We start from the raw sequence: 18507 nt of genomic DNA on the forward strand, positions 1-18507 counted from the left end.
CCGACTCACGGAGACGTCTCTTGCGGGGGCGCGGGGGGCAGGGCAGGACGGCGGCTTCCCAGCCTCGATGGCCCGATGATCGTCCGCACCCGGCCCAACCTGCTGACCCTGCTGTTCACCCTGCGCGGCTCGATCCTGCCGCGGGTGGCGCCCAAGCTCGCCGGGATCGTGGCGGTCTCCTGCGCGGTGGTCTGGGCGGAGGCACGCTGGCCCGAGGCCTTCCCGGTGACGGCCGGCGTCACGCCCTTCACGGTGGTCGGCCTCGCCCTGTCGATCTTCCTGAGCTTCCGCAACAACGCCTGCTACGAGCGCTGGTGGGAGGCCCGGAAGGCCTGGGGCAGCCTGATCGGAGAAGTCCGCAATCTCGCCCGCGCCCTGCCGGCCTTGCTGACGGGGCCGGAGGCCGCCCCGCAGCTCCGGCGGCTCTCGGCATTCGCGCACGGGCTCCATGCCCGCCTGCGCGGCCTCGACGAGGCTGCAGCGGTGGACCGGAAGGCACCCGGATCGGACCGGACAGGCCCCAACCCGACCGACTCGATCCTGGCCGCGATGACCCGGGATCTCGCCGCGCTGGTGCGGGCGGGACGTCTCACCGACATCCAGTTCGGCATCCTGGAAGCCCGCATCGAGGCCCTGTCGGGGGTCCACACCGCCTGCGAGCGCATCGCGAACACGCCGCTGCCGTTCGCCTACACGCTGCTCGTCTACCGCACCGCCTGGCTCTACTGCCTGCTTCTGCCGGTAGGGCTGACGGGTTCGCTGGGCTGGGGGACGCCGGTCGTGGTGGCGCTCGTCGGTTACACGTTCTTCGGTCTCGACGCCCTCGGGGACGAACTGGAAGAGCCCTTCGGCACCGAGCCGAACGACCTGCCCCTCGACGCCATGGTCCGCACCATCGACCGGATCGTGCATCACGCGCTGGGCGAGCCGATGCCGGAGGCGCTGGCGCCGGACGGCTACTGGCTGCGGTAGGGGCCGACCGCCCCTTCCGGGAATGGGCGCTGCGGCGCGCAGGTCACCGCTGCCATACCGGCGTCGATCGCACCGCACCCACACCGCTGTGGCGATCCGCTCTCCGACAGTCGGGCGGCGGGATCCCGCCCCCGACGGGGGCGCTCCGTTCGGCCGCAGCCGGTTGGACGGGCCGGCTGCAAGATGGCCCTTGCACCCGCACCGAAACGGACATAAACATATCTTTATGTCTATCGAACGCGAGCGCGTACTGGGATCGATCCCGTTCCCCGAGGCCCTGGGCGTCCTGCGCGCGGCCGCCGAGGAGACGCGCCTGCGGATCCTGGCGCTGCTGGTCGAGGGCGAGCTGTCGGTCTCCGACCTCACCGACATCCTAGGCCAGTCGCAGCCGCGGATCTCGCGCCATCTGAAGCTGCTGGTGGAGGCCGGGCTCGTCGAGCGCCATCGCGAGGGCGCCTGGGCGTTCTTCCGGCTGTCCGAGGGCCGCGCCGGCCTGGCCGACCCGCTGCTGTCCGGCCTCGACCGGACGGTGCCGCCGCTGTCGGAGGATCGCGCCCGGCTCGACGCCGTCCGGGCGCAGCGTGCCGAGACGGCTCAGACCTTCTTCGCGCGGTTGGCGCCCAAGTGGGACGAGTTGCGCTCCCTGCACGTGCCCGAGGCCACCGTGGAGGCTGCGGTCCTCGATGCGCTGGGCGCGCGCCCCATCGGCAGCCTGATCGATCTCGGGACCGGCACGGGGCGGATGCTCGGCCTGCTCGCGCCGCGCGCCGGCCGCGCCACCGGCCTGGATTCGAGCCACGCGATGCTGTCCGTCGCCCGGGCCAACCTGGAGCGGCAGGGCCTGTCGCGGGTCGACCTGCGGCAGGGCGATATTCACGCCCCGCCCTTCGCCCGGGGGAGCTTCGACCTCGTGGTGGTGCATCAGGTGCTGCATTATCTGGACGATCCCGCGCGGGCGCTGCGCGGCGCCGCGCGTCTGGTGGCGCCGAATGGCCGCCTCCTGGTGGTGGACTTCGCGCCGCACGAGTTGGAGTTCCTGCGCACGGGACAAGCCCACCGCCGGCTCGGCTTCTCCGCCGATCAGGTCTCCGGCTGGCTCGCCGAGGCCGGACTGGCCACGGTCACGACCCGGGATCTGACGCCGCGCGAATCGGGCCAGCTCACCGTGACGCTGTGGCTGGCCCAGGATGACCTCGCACAGGATGAACGTGCCCGAAACGGGCTGGCTCAGGACGCGTTGGCCGGCATCGACGCAGAACAGCCTCGGCGCGCCGTCGCCTGAGCCACACAATTTCCGCAGACTTCGTCTGAACCGACCGACATAGAGGACGAGACCCCGATGCGCCGCTCCACCCACCGCGCCAGCCGCGACGGCTACCACCCGATCCGCGTCTCGATCGAGTTCTTCCCGCCGAAGACCGACGAGATGGAGAAGATCCTCTGGAACTCCATCGAGCGCCTGGCGCCGCTGCAGCCGAGCTTCGTCTCGGTGACCTACGGGGCCGGCGGTTCGACCCGGGAGCGCACCCACAACACGGTGGCCCGGATGGTCCGCGAGACCGGCCTCAAGCCGGCCGCCCACCTCACCTGCGTGGACGCCTCCCGCGAGGAGATCGACGCGGTGGTCCAGTCCTACTGGGACGCGGGCGTGCGCCACATCGTGGCGCTCCGCGGCGACCCGGCCGAGGGCGTGGGCCATGCCTACCGGCCGCACCCGGAGGGCTACGCCTCGACCGCCGAGCTGGTCGAGGGGATCAAGCGGATCGGCGCGTTCAAGGTCTCGGTCTCCGCCTATCCCGAGAAGCATCCCGAGGCGTCCTCGCTCGACGCCGACATCGACGCCCTGAAGGCCAAGGTCGATGCCGGCGCCGACCAGGCGATCACGCAGTTCTTCTTCGAGAACGAGATCTACCTGCGCTACCTGGAGAAGGTCCGCGCCGCCGGGATCACCATTCCGATCATCCCGGGCATCCTGCCGGTGCAGAACTTCAAGCAGGCGGCGAACTTCGCCCGCCGCACCGGGGCCTCGGTACCCTACTGGCTGGCCGCCCGGTTCGAGGGGCTGGAGGACGACGTCGAGACCCGCCGCCTCGTCGCCGGCGCGGTGGCGGCCGAGCAGGTGCTCGACCTCGTGGACGAGGGCGTCAACGACTTCCACTTCTACTCGATGAACCGCTCGGATCTGGTCTACGCGATCTGCCACCTGCTCGGCCTGCGCGCCCAGGCGCCGAAGCTGGCGGCCGCCAAGGCGGCGGCTTAGATTTCAGTTGCGCCCGGTTCGGCCACGAGGCCAGTCCGACGCGGCGCACGGGATTGCTTCGCTGCGTTCGCAACGACGGTGTGCCCGAGCCGACGGCCTGGGCACGCACGAGAGACCGACGACCCCACCCTCCACTTCATCCTGAGGTGCCGCGCGAGCGGCCTCGAAGGAGGGCTCCTTCGAGGCCTCCGCTTCGCTCCGGCACCTCAGGATGAGGTGATCTGACAGGACGCACGATGACCGATTTTGCCCCCGTCGACGGCCCCGAGATCGCGAAGGCCCTGCGCCAGCGCGCGGCGGAGAAGATCCTCGTCCTCGACGGGGCGATGGGCACCGTGATCCAGCGGCTCAAGTACTCGGAGGAGGACTTCCGCGGCGACCGCTTCAGGGACCACGGGCACGATCAGAAGGGCAACAACGACCTCCTGATCCTGACCCAGCCCGACGCGATCCGGCAGATCCACCTCGACTACTTCCTGGCCGGCGCAGACGTCTGCGAGACCAACACCTTCTCGGGCACCACCATCGCCCAGGCCGATTACGGCATGGAGTCGATCATCCACGAATTGAACGCCACCGGCGCGCGGCTCGCCCGGGAGGCGGCCAAGCGCGCCGAGGAGACGGACGGCCGCCGCCGCTTCGTGGCCGGCGCCATCGGCCCGACCAACCGCACCCTGTCGATCTCGCCGGACGTGAACAATCCGGGCTTCCGCGCCGTCACCTTCGACCAGGTCAAAGAGGCCTATGTCGAGCAGGTCCGCGGCCTGATCGACGGCGGCGCCGAGCTGATCCTGATCGAGACCATCTTCGACACGCTCAACGCCAAGGCGGCGGTGGCCGCGGCCTGGCAGGTCTTCGACGAGACCGGCATCCGCCTGCCGATCCAGATCTCCGGCACGATCACGGATCTCTCGGGCCGCACCCTGTCGGGCCAGACCCCGGCGGCCTTCTGGCACTCCCTGCGCCATTCCGATCCGCTGACCTTCGGCCTCAACTGCGCGCTCGGCGCCCGCGAGATGCGCGGCCACATCGCCGAGCTGTCGCGGATCTGCGACACCCTGGTCTGTGCCTACCCGAATGCCGGCCTGCCCAACGAGTTCGGCCTCTACGACGAGAGCCCGGAGGCGATGGGCAAGCTGGTCGGCGAGTTCGCCGAATCCGGCCTCGTCAACATGGTCGGCGGCTGCTGCGGCACGACGCCCGACCACATCCGCGCCATCGCGGCGGCGGTCGCCGGCAAAGCGCCGCGGCCGATCCCCGAGATCCCGCGCCTGATGCGGCTCTCCGGCCTGGAGCCCTTCGTGCTGACGAAGGAGATCCCCTTCGTGAACGTCGGCGAGCGCACGAACGTCACGGGCTCGGCCAAGTTCCGCAAGCTCATCACCAATGGCGACTACGCGGCGGCGCTGGACGTCGCCCGCGATCAGGTCGCGGCCGGTGCCCAGGTGATCGACGTCAACATGGACGAGGGCCTGCTCGACTCCCAGAAGGCGATGGTCGAGTTCCTCAACCTCGTCGCCGCCGAACCCGACATCGCCCGGGTGCCCGTGATGGTCGATTCCTCGAAGTTCGAGGTGATCGAGGCGGGCCTCAAGTGCATCCAGGGCAAGCCGATCGTGAACTCGATCTCCATGAAGGAGGGCGAGGAGAAGTTCATCGAGGCCGCCAAGATCTGCCGCTCCTACGGGGCCGCCGTGGTGGTGATGGCCTTCGACGAGCAGGGTCAGGCGGATTCCTACGAGCGCAAGGTCGAGATCTGCACCAAAGCCTATCGGATCCTGACCGAGCAGGTCGGCTTCCCGCCCGAGGACATCATCTTCGACCCGAATATCTTTGCCGTTGCCACCGGCATCGAGGAGCATAACGGCTACGGCGTCGCCTTCATCGAGGCGACCCGCACGATCCGCGAGACCCTGCCGCACGCCCACATCTCGGGGGGCGTCTCGAACCTCAGCTTCGCGTTCCGCGGCAACGAGCCGGTGCGCGAGGCGATGCACGCGGTGTTCCTGTTCCACTGCATCCAGGCGGGCATGGACATGGGCATCGTCAATGCCGGCCAGCTCGCCGTCTACGACGAGATCCCGGCGGAGCTGCGCGCGCTGTGCGAGGACGTGGTCCTCAACCGCCGCGACGATTCCACCGAGCGCCTGCTGGAATCCGCCGAGCGGTTCAAGACCGGCGCCTCGGCCCAGGCCAAAACCGCCGACCTGACCTGGCGCGAGGCCCCGGTCGAGAAGCGCATCGAGCACGCGCTGGTCAACGGCATCACCGAGTACATCCTGGCCGATGCCGAGGAGGCGCGCCAGGGCGTCGAGCGCCCACTCCACGTCATCGAGGGCCCGCTGATGGCCGGCATGAACGTGGTCGGCGACCTGTTCGGCGCGGGCAAGATGTTCCTGCCGCAGGTGGTCAAGTCCGCCCGCGTGATGAAGCAGGCGGTGGCCTATCTCGAGCCCTACATGGAGGCCGAGAAGCTGGCCAACGGCGGCGACGGCAAGCGGCAGGCCGCCGGCAAGGTGCTGATGGCCACCGTGAAGGGCGACGTCCACGACATCGGCAAGAACATCGTCGGCGTCGTGCTCGCCTGCAACAACTACGAGATCATCGATCTCGGCGTGATGGTGCCGGCCGCCAAGATCCTGGAGACCGCCAAGACCGAGAAGGTCGACATCGTCGGCCTGTCGGGCCTGATCACGCCGTCGCTGGACGAGATGGTCCACGTGGCCGGCGAGATGGAGCGCGAGGGCCTCGACGTGCCGCTTCTGATCGGCGGCGCCACCACCAGCCGCGTCCACACGGCGGTGAAGATCCACCCGGCCTACGCCAAGGGGCAGGCGGTCTACGTCACCGACGCGAGCCGCGCGGTGGGCGTGGTCTCGAGCCTGATCTCCAAGGAGACGCGTGGGCCCACGATCGAGAAGGTCCGGGCCGAGTACGCCAAGGTCGCCGCCGCCCACAAGCGCTCGGAGCTCGACAAGCAGCGGCTGCCCCTCGCCAAGGCCCGGACCAACGCCTTCAAGGTCGACTGGTCGGCCTACAAGCCGGCCAAGCCGACCTTCACCGGCACCCGGGTCTACGGCTCCTACGAGGTCGCCGATCTCGTGCCCTACATCGACTGGACGCCGTTCCTGCAGACCTACGAGTTCAAGGGCCGCTTCCCGGCGATCCTCGACGATCCCGATCAGGGTCCGGCCGCCCGCGCCCTCTACGAGGACGCGCAGGAGATGCTGAAGCAGATCGTGGCGGAGCGCTGGTTCAACCCGAAGGCGGTGATCGGCTTCTGGCCGGCCAACAGCGTGGGCGACGACATCGCCCTCTACACGGGCGAGAGCCGGCAGGAGCGGTTCGCCACCTTCCACGGCCTGCGCCAGCAGCTCTCGAAGCGCGACGGGCGCTCGAACACCTGCCTGTCGGACTTCGTGGCGCCGTCCGAGACCGGCATCGCCGATTATATCGGCGGCTTCGTGGTCACGGCGGGCCTGGAGGAGGTGCGGATCGCCGAGCGGTTCGAGCGGGCGAACGACGATTACCGGGCGATCCTGGTGAAGGCCCTCGCCGACCGCATCGCCGAGGCCTTCGCGGAGCGGATGCACGAGCGGGTGCGCAAGGAGTTCTGGGGCTACGCCCCCGACGAGGCCTACGCACCCGAAGACCTGATGAAGGAGGATTACGCCGGCATCCGCCCGGCCCCGGGCTACCCGGCCCAGCCCGACCATACCGAGAAGACGACGTTGTTCGACCTGCTCAAGGCCGAGAGCCGGATCGGCGTGAAGCTCACCGAGTCCTACGCCATGTGGCCGGGCTCCTCGGTGTCGGGGATCTACATCGCCCATCCGGAGGCGCATTATTTCGGCGTCGCCAAGGTGGAGCGGGATCAGGTCGAGGATTACGCCGCCCGCAAGGGGATGGATGTCCGCGAGGTCGAGCGCTGGCTCGGGCCGATCCTCAACTACGACCCGGCGCGGTACCTGGCGCAGGCGGCGGAGTAGGGGCGGGGCACCACCGTCATCGCGAGCGCAGCGAAGCGACCCACGGCAGCGCGACAACAGTCAGCGTGGCGCTACCGGGATTGCTTCGCTCCGCTCGCAAGGACGGCGCGGCGGCCCGAACCGCCCGTCCAGCCTCAGCAGGTCCCGGCACCCCGCGTGTTCACGTACAGCGCATAGACCGAGTGCGTGGACGTCATCAGCAGCAGGTTGCGGTTGAGGCCGCCGAAGCACAGGTTGGCGCAGCGCTCCGGCAGGCGGATCCGCCCGATCAGCTTGGCCTGCGGAGAAAGCACGATGACCCCGTCCTCGGCCTCGCTCATCCCCCAGCCGCACCAGAGATTGCCGTCGACATCGGCACGGAACCCGTCCGGCGTGCCGGTGCCGGCATCGTAGAACACCCGCCCGTTGGCAGTCTTGGTGCCGTTCTCGACCACGTCGTAGACGCGGATCAGGCGGTTGGGCTTCGCCCGCGCCTCGATGACGTAGAGCTTGGACTCATCCGGCGAGAAGCACAGCCCATTCGGACCCGCCACGCCCTCGACCACGACACTGGCCTGTCCCGTCTTCGGATCGATCCGGTAGACGTTGCCGGGCAGTTCCGGCGCCGCCATCGACTCGTGCGGGTTCGGCCCGAAGGCCGGATCGGTGAACCAGACCGCGCCGTCGGAATGGCAGACCACGTCGTTGGGCGAGTTCAGCGGCTTGCCGTCGAACCGGTCCATCAGCGTGGTGATGGTGCCGTCGTGCTCGGTCCGGGTCACGCTGCGGGTCCTGTGCTGACAGGTGATCAGCCGGCCCTGCCGGTCGCGGGTGTTGCCGTTGGCGTAGTTCGACGGCTTGCGGAACACTGAGAGCGCGCCGGAGGCCTCCTCCCACTTCATGATGCGGTCGTTGACCACGTCGCTGAACAGCAGTGATCCCATGTCGCCGAACCAGACCGGCCCCTCGGCCCAGCGGAAGCCCGTGGCGACGCGCTCCACCGTCGCCGAGGCGAGGCGGTACCTGGCGAAGGCCGGATCGAGGATCTCGACGGCCGGGTCCGGCACCCGCTGCGACGGTTCCCAGCCCGCTCCGGCCGCCCGTGCAGCGCCGAGCACCGCCGCCCCGGCCAGCAAGCCCCTGCGCGCGATCGTCACCATGTAACCTCCCTGTGGTCTGGCCCGCCGCCCGTTGCCGACGTTTCCAGCCTGTCAGTGGATCTCGGGTTCGGGGATGCCGCCCGCGCCCTCGAGGAAGTCGAAGTCGCAACCCTCATGCGCCTGCCGCACGTGCTGGGCGAACAGGCGGTTGTATCCCCGCGGATAGGTCCGGTCCGGCGGGCGGAAGGTCTTCACGCGCTCCGCGATCTCGGCATCGTCGAGGTGCAGGTGGATGCGCCGTCCCGGCACGTCGACCGTGATCAGATCGCCGGTGCGCACGGCGCCGAGGGGCCCGCCCGCGGCGGATTCCGGCGACACGTGCAGGATGCAGGCGCCGTAGCTCGTCCCGCTCATCCGCGCGTCCGAGATGCGGACCATGTCGCGCACGCCCTGGCGGAGGAGCACCTTCGGGATCGGCAGCATGCCCCATTCCGGCATGCCGGGGCCGCCGATCGGGCCGGCGTTGCGCAGGATCATCACGTGGTCGGGGGTGACGTCGAGGGTCAGGTCGTTCACCGCCGCGCTCATCGCGTCGTAATCGTCGAAGACGAGCGCCGGACCGGTGTGCTGCAGGAAGCGCGGGTCGGCGGCCGGCGGCTTGATCACGCAGCCGTCGGGGGCGAGGTTGCCGTACAGGATCGCGGTGCCGCCGGTCGACACGATCGGCTGGTCGAGGGGGCGGATCACGTCGTCGTTGTAGACCCGGACGCCGGCGAGCCCGTCGCCGATCGTGCCGCCGGTGACCGAGCGGGCCTCGAGGTGGAGGAGGGGGGAGAGCCGCGCCATCAGCGCCCGGATGCCGCCGGCGATGTGGAAGTCCTCCATCAGCCACTGGCCCGAGGGCCGGAGGTTGGCGATCACCGGCACCCTCTGGGCGAAGTCGTCGAACTCGGTGAGCTTGACCGGGAGGCCGGCGCGGCCCGCCATGGCGACCAAGTGGATCATCGCGTTGGTGGAGCCGGCGAGCGCGTTGTGGACCACGAGGGCGTTGTCGATCGAGCGGCGGTCGAGGATGTCGGAGGGCTTCAGATCCTCCCAGATCATCGCGACGATCCGCCGGCCGCAGGCGCTGGCCATGCGGGGATGGTCGGCATCCGCCGCCGGGATCGAGGCCGAGCCCGGCAGGCACAGGCCCATCGCCTCGGTGATCGACGTCATGGTCGAGGCCGTGCCCATGGTCATGCAGGTGCCGGCCGAGCGGGCGATGCCGGCCTCCATGTCGTTCCATTCCTGCGTGGTGATGGTGCCGGCCTCCTTCTCGGCCCAGTACTTCCAGACGTCCGAGCCCGAGCCGAGGATCGTGCCGCCGGAATGCCCGCGCATCATCGGGCCAGCCGGCAGGAAGACCATCGGCAGGTTCATGGAGATGGCGCCCATCACGGTACCGGGCGTGGTCTTGTCGCAGCCGCCCATCAGCACCGCGCCATCGACCGGGTGCTGGCGCAGCAGTTCCTCGACCTCCATGGCGAGGAGGTTGCGGTAGAGCATCGTGGTCGGCTTGACGAAGTTCTCCGACAGCGACAGCGCCGGCAGCTCGATCGGGAAGCCGCCCGCCTGCCAGACGCCGCGCTTCACGTGCTCGACGCGCTCGCGGAAGTGCTGATGGCAGGGGTTGATGTCGCTCCAGGTGTTGATGATGCCGACCACCGGCTTGTCGCTGAAGTCGGCGCGCTCGTAGCCCATCTGGAGCATCCGCGAGCGGTGGCCGAAGCTGCGCAGGTCGGTGGCGCCGAACCAGCGCTGGCTGCGCAGCTCGCCCAGGGTCTTCGTGCGCGCGGTCATGAGGGACTCACAGGTTCGGCCGCGAGGGACCGTCGGGAACGCCGCAGTGCTGGTCGGGCCCCGGGCTCAGCGGCCGGTCCGCTTCCGCCACGCGGCGAAGTCGGCGAGGCTCTGCTCGTCGGTGGCCGGATAGAGCCCGAGGATCGAGCGGCCCTTGCGGACCTCCTCGGTGACGAAATCCTCGTACGCCGTCATCTCGACGGCCTCGGCGGCGACCGCCTCGGCGATGTGGGCCGGGATGACCGCGACGCCGTCGCCGTCGCCCACGATCACGTCGCCGGGGAAGACCGGGGCGTCGCCGCAGCCGATCGGCACGTTGATGTCGATCGCCTGATGGACGGTGAGGTTCGTGGGCGCCGAGGGCCGCGCATGATAGCTCGGCATGTCGAGCGCCGCGATCTCGTCGGCATCGCGGAATCCGCCGTCGGTCACGAGGCCGGCGCAGCCCCGCACCATCAGCCGCGTCGCCAGGATCGAGCCCGCGGAGGCGGCGCGTGCGTCCTTCCGGCTGTCGATCACGAACACGGCGCCCGGCGGGCATTCCTCGACGGCCTTGCGCTGCGGGTGCGCCCGGTCGCGGAACACGGTGATGGGATTGAGGTCCTCGCGAGCTGGCATGTAGCGCAGGGTGTACGCCTCGCCGACCATCGTGCCGCCGCCCTTCCTCAGGGGCAGGACGCCCTGGATCATCTGGTTGCGGAAGCCGCGCTTGTACAGCGCGGTCATCAGGGTCGCGGTGCTGACGGTCTTCAGCTTGGCGCGCGTCTCAGGGGACAGCCCGGGCATCTGGTCTCCTCCCGATGGTCGTGTCGCCGGGAACCGGAGCGTCGCGGATCCGGCCCGAACGGACCTCTGGTCCCTGGGCGCCGACTGATATCTCAGGACTTGCATAGCACGCCGCGCGAAGCCATTGTCAACTCCAATGCACGCGGCCTACCGAGCGGCGGATCGATCTCTGAAACGGGCGAGAACTCTGTTGGCCAGCCCCAGACCTGTCACGGCTGAAGCGGACGGCGACGCCCTCGTGCCGAACCCGCGACCGCCGCGCTCCCTCGCGGAAACCGCCTACGACGCCATCGAGCAGATGATCATCAGCCGTCGGCTCGCCCCGGGCGCGATGGTGTCGGAGGGGGAACTCGCCGAGGAACTGGCCCTCGGGCGCACGCCGGTTCGCGAGGCGCTGGCACGGCTCAAGGCCATCGGCTTCGTCGAGGTCCACCCGCGCCGCGGCGTCCTCGTCACCCCCGTCGACATCATCAAGCACCTCGAACTCCTCGAGGTCCGCCGCCCGCTGGACGAGACCGTGGCCCGCTGCGTGATCGCGCGGGCCTCCGAGACGGACGTGGCGGCGCTCCACGCCTGCGCGACCGGCCTGATCGCGGCGGCCGGCGCCCGGGACCGCGAGGCGTATTTCCGGCTCAAGCGCGCGCTCCACGAGGCCCTCGTGGGGGCCGCCTACAACCCGACCCTGACCGGCACCATGGCGGCACTCCATGCCCAGTCCCGCCGCTTCTGGTACACCTACGAACCGACCGCGAGCTTCCTCGACTGCGCGCGCATCCACCTGGGGATCGTGGCGGCGATCGCGGCGCGGGATCCGGAGGCGGCGGTGACCGGGATCGGGACGCTGTTCGACTTTCTCGACCAGATGACCCGCAAGGCCCTCGACCGGCGGCCGCTGGTCTGACAGGTTGACGGCACAGGGCACGCCTTTATCCTCGTCTGAGATATCAGGCGCATTCCAGGCCGCGGGGCGTGATCGCGGCGGAGCGGTCCGTCATGGGATCCGGGCCCGGCAGACGCCAGGGAGAAACGGCTTGAACGCATCGCCCGCACGCACCGGCGCCCAGGTGCTCGTCGACCAGTTGCTCGCGCAGGGCGTGGAGCGCGTCACCTGCGTGCCCGGCGAGAGCTACCTCGCGGTGCTCGACGCCCTGCGCGACAGCGGCATCGACGTGCTGGTCTGCCGCCAGGAGGGCGGAGCCGCCATCATGGCGGAGGCCGCCGGCAAGCTCACCGGCCGGCCCGGCATCTGCTTCGTCACCCGCGGCCCCGGCGCCACCAACGCCTCGGCGGGCGTCCACATCGCCCGCCAGGATTCCACGCCGATGATCCTGTTCGTCGGGCAGATCGCCCGTCGGATGCGCGACCGCGAGGCCTTCCAGGAGGTCGATTACCGGCAGATGTTCGGCGGCGTCGCCAAGTGGGCGGTGGAGATCGACGAGGCGGCCCGCATCCCGGAGATCCTGGCCCGGGCCTTCCGGGTGGCGATGCAGGGTCGCCCGGGCCCCGTCGTGGTGGCGCTGCCCGAGGACATGCTCGACGACGTCGCCGCCGTGGCGGACGCGCCGCGCGTCGTCCCGGCCGCACCGGCCCCGTCGCCGGAGGACGCGGCGCGCCTCCGGGCGCTGCTGGCGGAGGCGCGGCGGCCGGTGGCGCTGCTCGGGGGCGCGCGCTGGACGCAGGATGCCGTCGCCGCGCTGGCGGCTTGGTCCGAGCGCCACGACGTGCCGGTGGCGGTCTCGTTCCGGCGGGCCCAGCTCTTCCCCGCGGACCATCCGAACTTCGCCGGTGAGCTCGGCATCGGTCCCAATCCCGCGCTGCTTGCCCGGATCAAGGACTCGGACCTTCTGCTGATGGTCGGCGGGCGCCTCTCCGAGATGCCGGCACAATCCTACGGCCTGCTCGGCATCCCAAATCCCGGCCTGCCGCTGGTCCACGTCCATCCCGACGCGGCGGAGCTCGGCCGGGTCTACCAGCCGGCGCTGGCGATCGAGGCGACGCCCGGGACCTTCTGCGCGGCCCTGCCGGATTTCGCGCCCACCGGCAGCGGGCGCGCCGCCGAGGCCCACGCCGCCTACCGCGCGTGGTCCGAGACGCCGGAACCGAAGCCCGGAGCGTTCCAGTACGGCGAAGCCATCACGTGGTTGCGCGGGCGGCTCCCGTCCGACGCAGTGATCTGCAACGGCGCCGGCAACTTCGCCACCTGGATCCACCGCTACTACCGGTTCCGCGCCTTCGGCACGCAGCTCGCGCCGACGTCGGGCTCCATGGGCTACGGCCTGCCGGCCGCCGTGATGGCCAAGCGCAGTCACCCCCACCGGATCGTCGTGGCGCTCGCGGGCGACGGCGACGTGATGATGACCGTCCAGGAATTCGCCACCGCGGTGCAGTACGGCGTCGCCATCGTCGTGGTCGTCCTCGACAACGGCATGTACGGCACGATCCGGATGCACCAGGAGCGCGAGTATCCCGGGCGCGTCTCGGCGACGGAGTTGCGCAACCCCGACTTCGCCGCCCTCGCCCGCGCCTGCGGCGGCCACGGCGAGCACGTGGAACGGACCGGGGATTTCGCCCCCGCCTTCGAGCGCTGCCTCGCCTCGGGCCTGCCCGCGATGATCCATTGCCGGGTCGATCCCGAGGCACTGACCCCGACCATGACCCTCGCGGCGATCCGCGAGAAGGCGCTCGACGCGCAGCGCGGTTGACCGCCATCGCGGGGCGCCGAGACGCTCCCCTATCACAGGATGAGGACATGCCCATGACCCTGCGCGGCGAGAACCTGATCGGCGCCGAGGCGCGGCGCGGCACCGAGGCGGCCTTCCGGGCCGTGGAGGCCGCTACGGGCGCGTCCCTGGAGCCCGACTTTCCGGGGGCGAGCCTCGCCGACCTCGACCGCGCCTGCGCGCTGGCGGAGCGTGCGTTCGATACCTACCGCGAGACCGACCCGGAGACCCGGGCCGGCTTCCTCGAAGCGATCGCCGCGAACATCCTGGAGATCGGCGACGATCTGGTCACCCGCTGCATGGCGGAGACCGGGCTGCCGCGCCCGCGGATCGAGGGCGAGCGCGCCCGGACCGCCGGCCAGTTGCGCCTGTTCGCCGGCGTGGTGCGCGCGGGCGGCTACGTCGAGGCCCGGATCGACCCGGCCCTGCCGGACCGCAAGCCGCTGCCGCGGCCCGACCTGCGCCTGCGGCGCATCGCGGTCGGCCCGGTGGCGGTGTTCGGGGCGTCGAACTTCCCGCTCGCCTTCTCGGTGGCGGGGGGCGACACGGCCTCGGCGCTGGCGGCGGGATGCCCGGTGGTCGTCAAGGCGCACCCGGCCCATCCCGGCACCTCCGAACTCGTCGGCCGGGCGGTGCAGAAGGCGGTCGCGTCCTGCGGCCTGCCGGACGGGACGTTCTCGCTGCTCTTCGATGCCGGCCAGTCCATCGGGCAGGCCCTGGTGGCCGATCCCCGCATCGCCGCCGTGGGCTTCACCGGCTCGCGCCGGGGCGGAACGGCCCTCATGGCGATCGCCGCCGGGCGCATGATGCCGATCCCGGTCTACGCCGAGATGAGCAGCATCAACCCGGTCCTGCTGTTTCCGGGGGCGCTCGCCGCGCGGGGCGCCGCGATCGGCACGGCGTTCGTGGCCTCGCTGACGCTGGGCGCCGGGCAGTTCTGCACCAACCCGGGCCTGATCCTGGCGGTGCCGGGGCCCGGCCTCGACGCCTTCCTGAAGGCGGCGACGGCGGCCCTCACCGAGAGCCCGGCCGCGACCATGCTGACGCCGGGCATCCAGCGCGCCTATCGCGAGGGCGTCGCCCGGGTGGCGGGCCACGCCGCCGTCACCCTCCTGGCCGAGGGCCCGGAGGGCGCGGCGGCGCAGGGCCGGGCCGCCCTGTTCGCCACCGATTCGGACGCGTTCCTGGCCGAACCCGTGCTGCAGGAGGAGATGTTCGGCGCCTCGGCCCTCGTCGTCCGCTGCCGCGACCTTGCCGCGATGCGGGCCGTGCTCGAGCACCTGGAAGGTCAGCTCACGGCGTCGCTGCACCTCGCCCCCGAGGATCACGCCGCCGCGCGGGATCTCATGCCGCTCCTGGAGCGCCGGGTCGGGCGCATCCTGGTGGACGGGTTCGGCACCGGGGTCGAGGTGGCGCACGCCATGGTCCACGGCGGCCCCTACCCGGCCACCTCGGACGGGCGCACGACCTCGGTGGGCAGCCTCGCCATCGACCGGTTCCTGCGGCCGGTGAGCTACCAGGACGTCCCCGACGCCCTGTTGCCGGCGGCGCTGCAGGAAGCCAATCCGCTCAACCTTCCCCGGCGGATCGACGGCACGCTCGACCCGCGCTGAGGCGGGCACGCGGGCGGGCCGCCGGAAACGGCCCCGCTCGCGGCTCGGCCATCTTGCCAGCCCGCCCCCCGGCGTCTAGAGAGCCCCGGCCCACGGTGGGGCGTCGCCAAGTGGTAAGGCAGCGGTTTTTGGTACCGCCATTCCCAGGTTCGAATCCTGGCGCCCCAGCCAAGCCTTCCCGAGGTCGTCGATCCAGTTGCAGGCGGCTCGCAGCCGCCGCGGGACTGGACCGCGCGTTCGTGCACCGAGCCGGTCTGCGGGGCGAAGGGCGACGCGCACGTGATCGCGAGCACGCGCGACAGCTGCCCTGTTCGGATACCTGTGATCGAAGCGCCCAGCGCGGTCGACACGGCGGATGGCGACAGCCCCGCGCGCCAAGCCGAGCCGGACGGTGGCGCCGCGTTCAACCATGACGGCCGGCGTCGTCCGCCCGAACCCCGGATCGGCCGGACGGCTCTCGGCTTGAGCCCGCTGGATACGGCGGGACGAAGAAGGTCCGCTTCGGAGCAGGCCTGGCGGAGGGGCCGACGGGCGCAGGCCGACCGACTTGGTAAAGAGGTCGGTTCCAGCCATTCTGTGCGCGGTCGGGGGTGCCGTACCGGTTCGAGGGCTGCATGAAGCGACTGGACGTAGCGGTCATCGGCGGTTCGATCGCCGGACTGACCGCGGCTTGCCTGCTTGCGCGGAGCGGGCATGCCGTCTCGGTCTTCGAGCGGTCGGCGAGCGCACTCACGAGCCGCGGAGCGGGGATCGTCACGCATCCGGGTCTCCGGTCGGTGCTGGAGCGCTGCGGCAGCCCGGCCGCCGCGCGTGATCTCGGCGTGACGGTGGAGGGCCGCAGGGTGCTCGACCAGGACGGGCGCGTGATCGCGGAGCGCAGGCTGCCGCAGGTGCTCGCAGGCTGGGGGCGTCTCTACCGCCTGCTGCTGGACGCGCTGCCGCCGGACCGGATCCGCTTCGGCGCGGCGCTGGCCACGGTCGACCACCGGGAGGATCACGTCGTCGCGGGCTTCGCGGACGGTCACCGGATCACGGCCGATCTCCTGGTCGGAGCGGACGGGCAGTTCTCGACGGTGCGGAGCCAGTTCCTGCCCGCCGTGACGCCGGCCTATGCGGGGTACGTGGCATGGCGCGCGGTCGTGGATGAGGCGGCCCTCTCCCCCACCACCCGGTCGGCGATCGGCGGCCATTTCGCGTTCTGCCTGCCGCCGGGCGAGCAGATCCTCGGCTATCCGGTCTCAAGCCTCGAGGACGGGGACGCGGCGAGGAGGAGCTTCAACGCGGTCTGGTACAGGCCGACCCAGGAAACGGCGCTCAACGCGCTGCTGACCGATACCGGCGGCATCCGCCATGCCCTGTCCATCCCGCCGAGCCGGATCAAGGCGGAGGTGCTGGCGGCGATGCGCGCGGACGCGGAGCGGGTCCTGGCGCCGCCGTTCACCGAGGTCATGCTGCGTGCCGGCCAGCCGTTCCTGCAGGCGATCCTCGACATCGAGACGCCCACCATGATCCCGGCCCGCGGCGTCGCCCTGATCGGCGATGCCGCGTTCGTGGCCCGCCCCCATGTCGGGATGGGCGTGACCAAGGCCATGGAGGACGCGGCCGCCTTGGCGGAGGCCCTCGACGCGGCCGGCGGCGTCGTGGAGGCCGCCCTCGCCGCCTTCGACGGCCGCCGAAGGGCCTACGGCGCGGCCGTCGTGGCGCGGGGACGGGAACTCGGCGCGTACCTGCAGGCGCAGCAGCACGGCGCGGCCGAGCGGGCAGCCACGGAGCGGTTCCGCAGTCCCGAGGCGGTGATGGCCGGGACGGCGGTCCCGCCGGACGAAATCCTCGTCTAGAGACACGTCCGATCGCGTCGCACACGGCGCGACACGAGAGGCGGCGGGTCGGTATCAGCCCCGTTCCGGTCGCGGCCCCCGAGCGTGCCGCAAGGCGGCCGGTACGGCCCTCAGGCGTGCTTCTCGGGTCGCGCCCAGCCCGGTCTCAGGCCGCGCTGCGCTCGGCCCCGGCACGCATGGCGGCCGGGAGCGCGAGGGGCGGATTCGCGCTCGCCAGGAACTCGACGGTGGTGAAGATCAGCTCCGTGTCGCCGATATTGGCGAGGTCGTGGGTCATCGACTCGCCCGGCCCGAAGGACAGGTGCTGGATGTCGCCCGCGCGGTAATCGACCTCCGCGATCCGTCCGTCGCCGTAGTGCGAGCGGGCGCGCCCCGCGGTCACGGCCGTCCAGAAATAGTCGAGGACGTGCGTGTGGAAGCCGATGCGCGCGCCCGGCGCGAGGACGATGGTCCAGACCCGGCAGCGCGCGTCCTCCGAGAGGAGGCGGGTGCCGACGCAGCCGTTCCCGCGGGCCGCCGCGAATTCGCGGGCCAAGTCCGGCGGCAGCGCCGCCGATGCCGGTTGTGATCCCTGGGTCATGGCGTTCCTCCGGCCTGCGAGGCTAGCGCAGTTTCCGCGGAAGTCATCGTCGAAGCGGCCAGTTCCGCTGCCGCATCGACGCCGCCACCGCGCTTCTCGGAACATTCGGAGCCCGGCGCTACGGCCCGGCGGCCGCAGGCGCCGCCATCACCACCCGGCGGTGGGTCGCGAGCAGGCCCGGCAGGGCCGCGTCCAGCATCGCGGCCCGGACCGCGTCGCGGTCCGCGGTGCCGTCCATGCCGTAGACCCGCGAGCGCAGGCCGACATAGACCAGGGCGCCGTGGATGCCGAACAGGAGCTCGAACTCGTCCGCGGCGAGCGGCTGCGCCTCCGGGTCCGGCAGGTTGGATTCCGCCCGCATCCCGGCGAGCAGCGGCGCAAAGATGCGCGCGCGGACCATGCCGAGGTAGCGGCTGGGGAGATCGAAGCCCTTGAGACCCGCCGAGACGAAGATCCGCAGCCACGCGTAGTCGTCGATCCGGCGCTGGTAGTCGATCTCGAAGCGCCGGAAGCGTTCGAGGCAGGGGAGGGCGGTGTCGCGCACCGTCGCCTCCCAGCCGGGATCCCAGCGCCTGAGGTAGACCTCCTCGTAGATGCGCTCGATCAGCGACGCCTTGGTCGGGAAATAGCGGAACAGGAGCGGCTGCGTGATGCCGAGCCGGCGCGCGAGTTCGCGGGTGTGCCCGTCGAGCCCGACCTCCGCGAAGTAGGCGACCGCCCCCTCGACGATCTGGCGCTCGCGGGCCTCCGGGGTCAGCCGCCGGCCGGTCTGGACGCTGTCTTCCCGGCCCGCCGGCCGCCTTGACGCCATCACGGATTCGCCTTCTA

The 18507-nt window shown here is 71.2% G+C and carries 13 protein-coding genes and 1 tRNA gene; 9 read left to right on the plus strand and 5 right to left on the minus strand.

All coding sequences use genetic code 11. The features are described from left to right. Window positions 1–75: 75 nt before the first annotated feature. From MFF58_RS00555 to metH, 4 genes are all read left to right on the plus strand, one after another. Window positions 76–972, plus strand: a complete 897-nt coding sequence (locus tag MFF58_RS00555; RefSeq protein ID WP_238284619.1) for a bestrophin family protein — start codon at window positions 76–78, stop codon at window positions 970–972. 226 nt (window positions 973–1198) lie between these two features. Continuing rightward, complete coding sequence (locus tag MFF58_RS00560; protein WP_238284620.1) at window positions 1199–2254, plus strand: ArsR/SmtB family transcription factor; 1056 nt, start codon at window positions 1199–1201, stop codon at window positions 2252–2254. Window positions 2255–2311: 57 nt separating this feature from the next. Next, window positions 2312–3232, plus strand: coding sequence for a methylenetetrahydrofolate reductase [NAD(P)H] (gene metF / locus MFF58_RS00565; RefSeq protein ID WP_238284621.1), 921 nt, complete (start codon window positions 2312–2314; stop codon window positions 3230–3232). Between the two features lie 236 nt (window positions 3233–3468). Continuing rightward, a complete protein-coding gene (gene metH, locus MFF58_RS00570; protein ID WP_238284622.1) occupies window positions 3469–7221 on the plus strand; it encodes a methionine synthase in 3753 nt (1250 codons plus the stop codon). A 134-nt stretch (window positions 7222–7355) separates the two neighbouring features. On the opposite strand, the gene MFF58_RS00575 is transcribed toward metH, so the two are convergent. The 3 genes from MFF58_RS00575 to MFF58_RS00585 all read right to left on the minus strand — a co-directional run bounded on the left by MFF58_RS00575 (window position 7356) and on the right by MFF58_RS00585 (window position 10928). Continuing rightward, window positions 7356–8360 carry an SMP-30/gluconolactonase/LRE family protein gene (locus tag MFF58_RS00575; RefSeq protein WP_238284623.1) on the minus strand — a complete coding sequence of 335 codons (1005 nt, stop codon included), beginning with the start codon at window positions 8358–8360 and terminating at the stop codon, window positions 7356–7358. 51 nt (window positions 8361–8411) lie between these two features. Next, entirely contained in the window at window positions 8412–10142 is a 1731-nt protein-coding gene (araD, locus tag MFF58_RS00580; RefSeq protein WP_238284624.1) for an L-arabinonate dehydratase, read from the minus strand. Between the two features lie 66 nt (window positions 10143–10208). Further along, window positions 10209–10928, minus strand: coding sequence for a ribonuclease activity regulator RraA (locus tag MFF58_RS00585; RefSeq protein ID WP_238284625.1), 720 nt, complete (start codon window positions 10926–10928; stop codon window positions 10209–10211). 190 nt (window positions 10929–11118) lie between these two features. Between MFF58_RS00585 and MFF58_RS00590 the strand changes: the two genes are divergently transcribed. From MFF58_RS00590 to MFF58_RS00610, 5 genes are all read left to right on the plus strand, one after another. After that, a complete protein-coding gene (locus tag MFF58_RS00590) occupies window positions 11119–11829 on the plus strand; it encodes a GntR family transcriptional regulator (RefSeq protein ID WP_238284626.1) in 711 nt (236 codons plus the stop codon). Window positions 11830–11959: 130 nt separating this feature from the next. Continuing rightward, window positions 11960–13630 (plus strand): thiamine pyrophosphate-binding protein, encoded by a 1671-nt coding sequence (locus MFF58_RS00595; RefSeq protein WP_238284627.1) that lies wholly within the window; start codon window positions 11960–11962, stop codon window positions 13628–13630. A gap of 53 nt (window positions 13631–13683) precedes the next feature. Then, window positions 13684–15261, plus strand: coding sequence for an aldehyde dehydrogenase (NADP(+)) (locus tag MFF58_RS00600; RefSeq protein ID WP_238284857.1), 1578 nt, complete (start codon window positions 13684–13686; stop codon window positions 15259–15261). 96 nt (window positions 15262–15357) lie between these two features. Next, a tRNA-Gln gene (locus MFF58_RS00605) sits at window positions 15358–15432 on the plus strand. 443 nt (window positions 15433–15875) lie between these two features. Beyond that, window positions 15876–17099, plus strand: coding sequence for an FAD binding domain-containing protein (locus tag MFF58_RS00610; protein WP_238284628.1), 1224 nt, complete (start codon window positions 15876–15878; stop codon window positions 17097–17099). A 145-nt stretch (window positions 17100–17244) separates the two neighbouring features. On the opposite strand, the gene MFF58_RS00615 is transcribed toward MFF58_RS00610, so the two are convergent. Then, the gene (locus MFF58_RS00615; RefSeq protein ID WP_238284629.1) at window positions 17245–17679 is read right to left on the minus strand and encodes a cupin domain-containing protein; all 435 of its coding nucleotides are present in this window, start codon (window positions 17677–17679) and stop codon (window positions 17245–17247) included. Window positions 17680–17797: 118 nt separating this feature from the next. Next, window positions 17798–18490, minus strand: a complete 693-nt coding sequence (locus tag MFF58_RS00620; protein ID WP_238284630.1) for a TetR/AcrR family transcriptional regulator — start codon at window positions 18488–18490, stop codon at window positions 17798–17800. Window positions 18491–18507: the final 17 nt, after the last annotated feature.

It is taken from the genome of Methylobacterium longum (assembly GCF_022179385.1).
GTDB classification, from domain to species: domain Bacteria; phylum Pseudomonadota; class Alphaproteobacteria; order Rhizobiales; family Beijerinckiaceae; genus Methylobacterium; species Methylobacterium longum.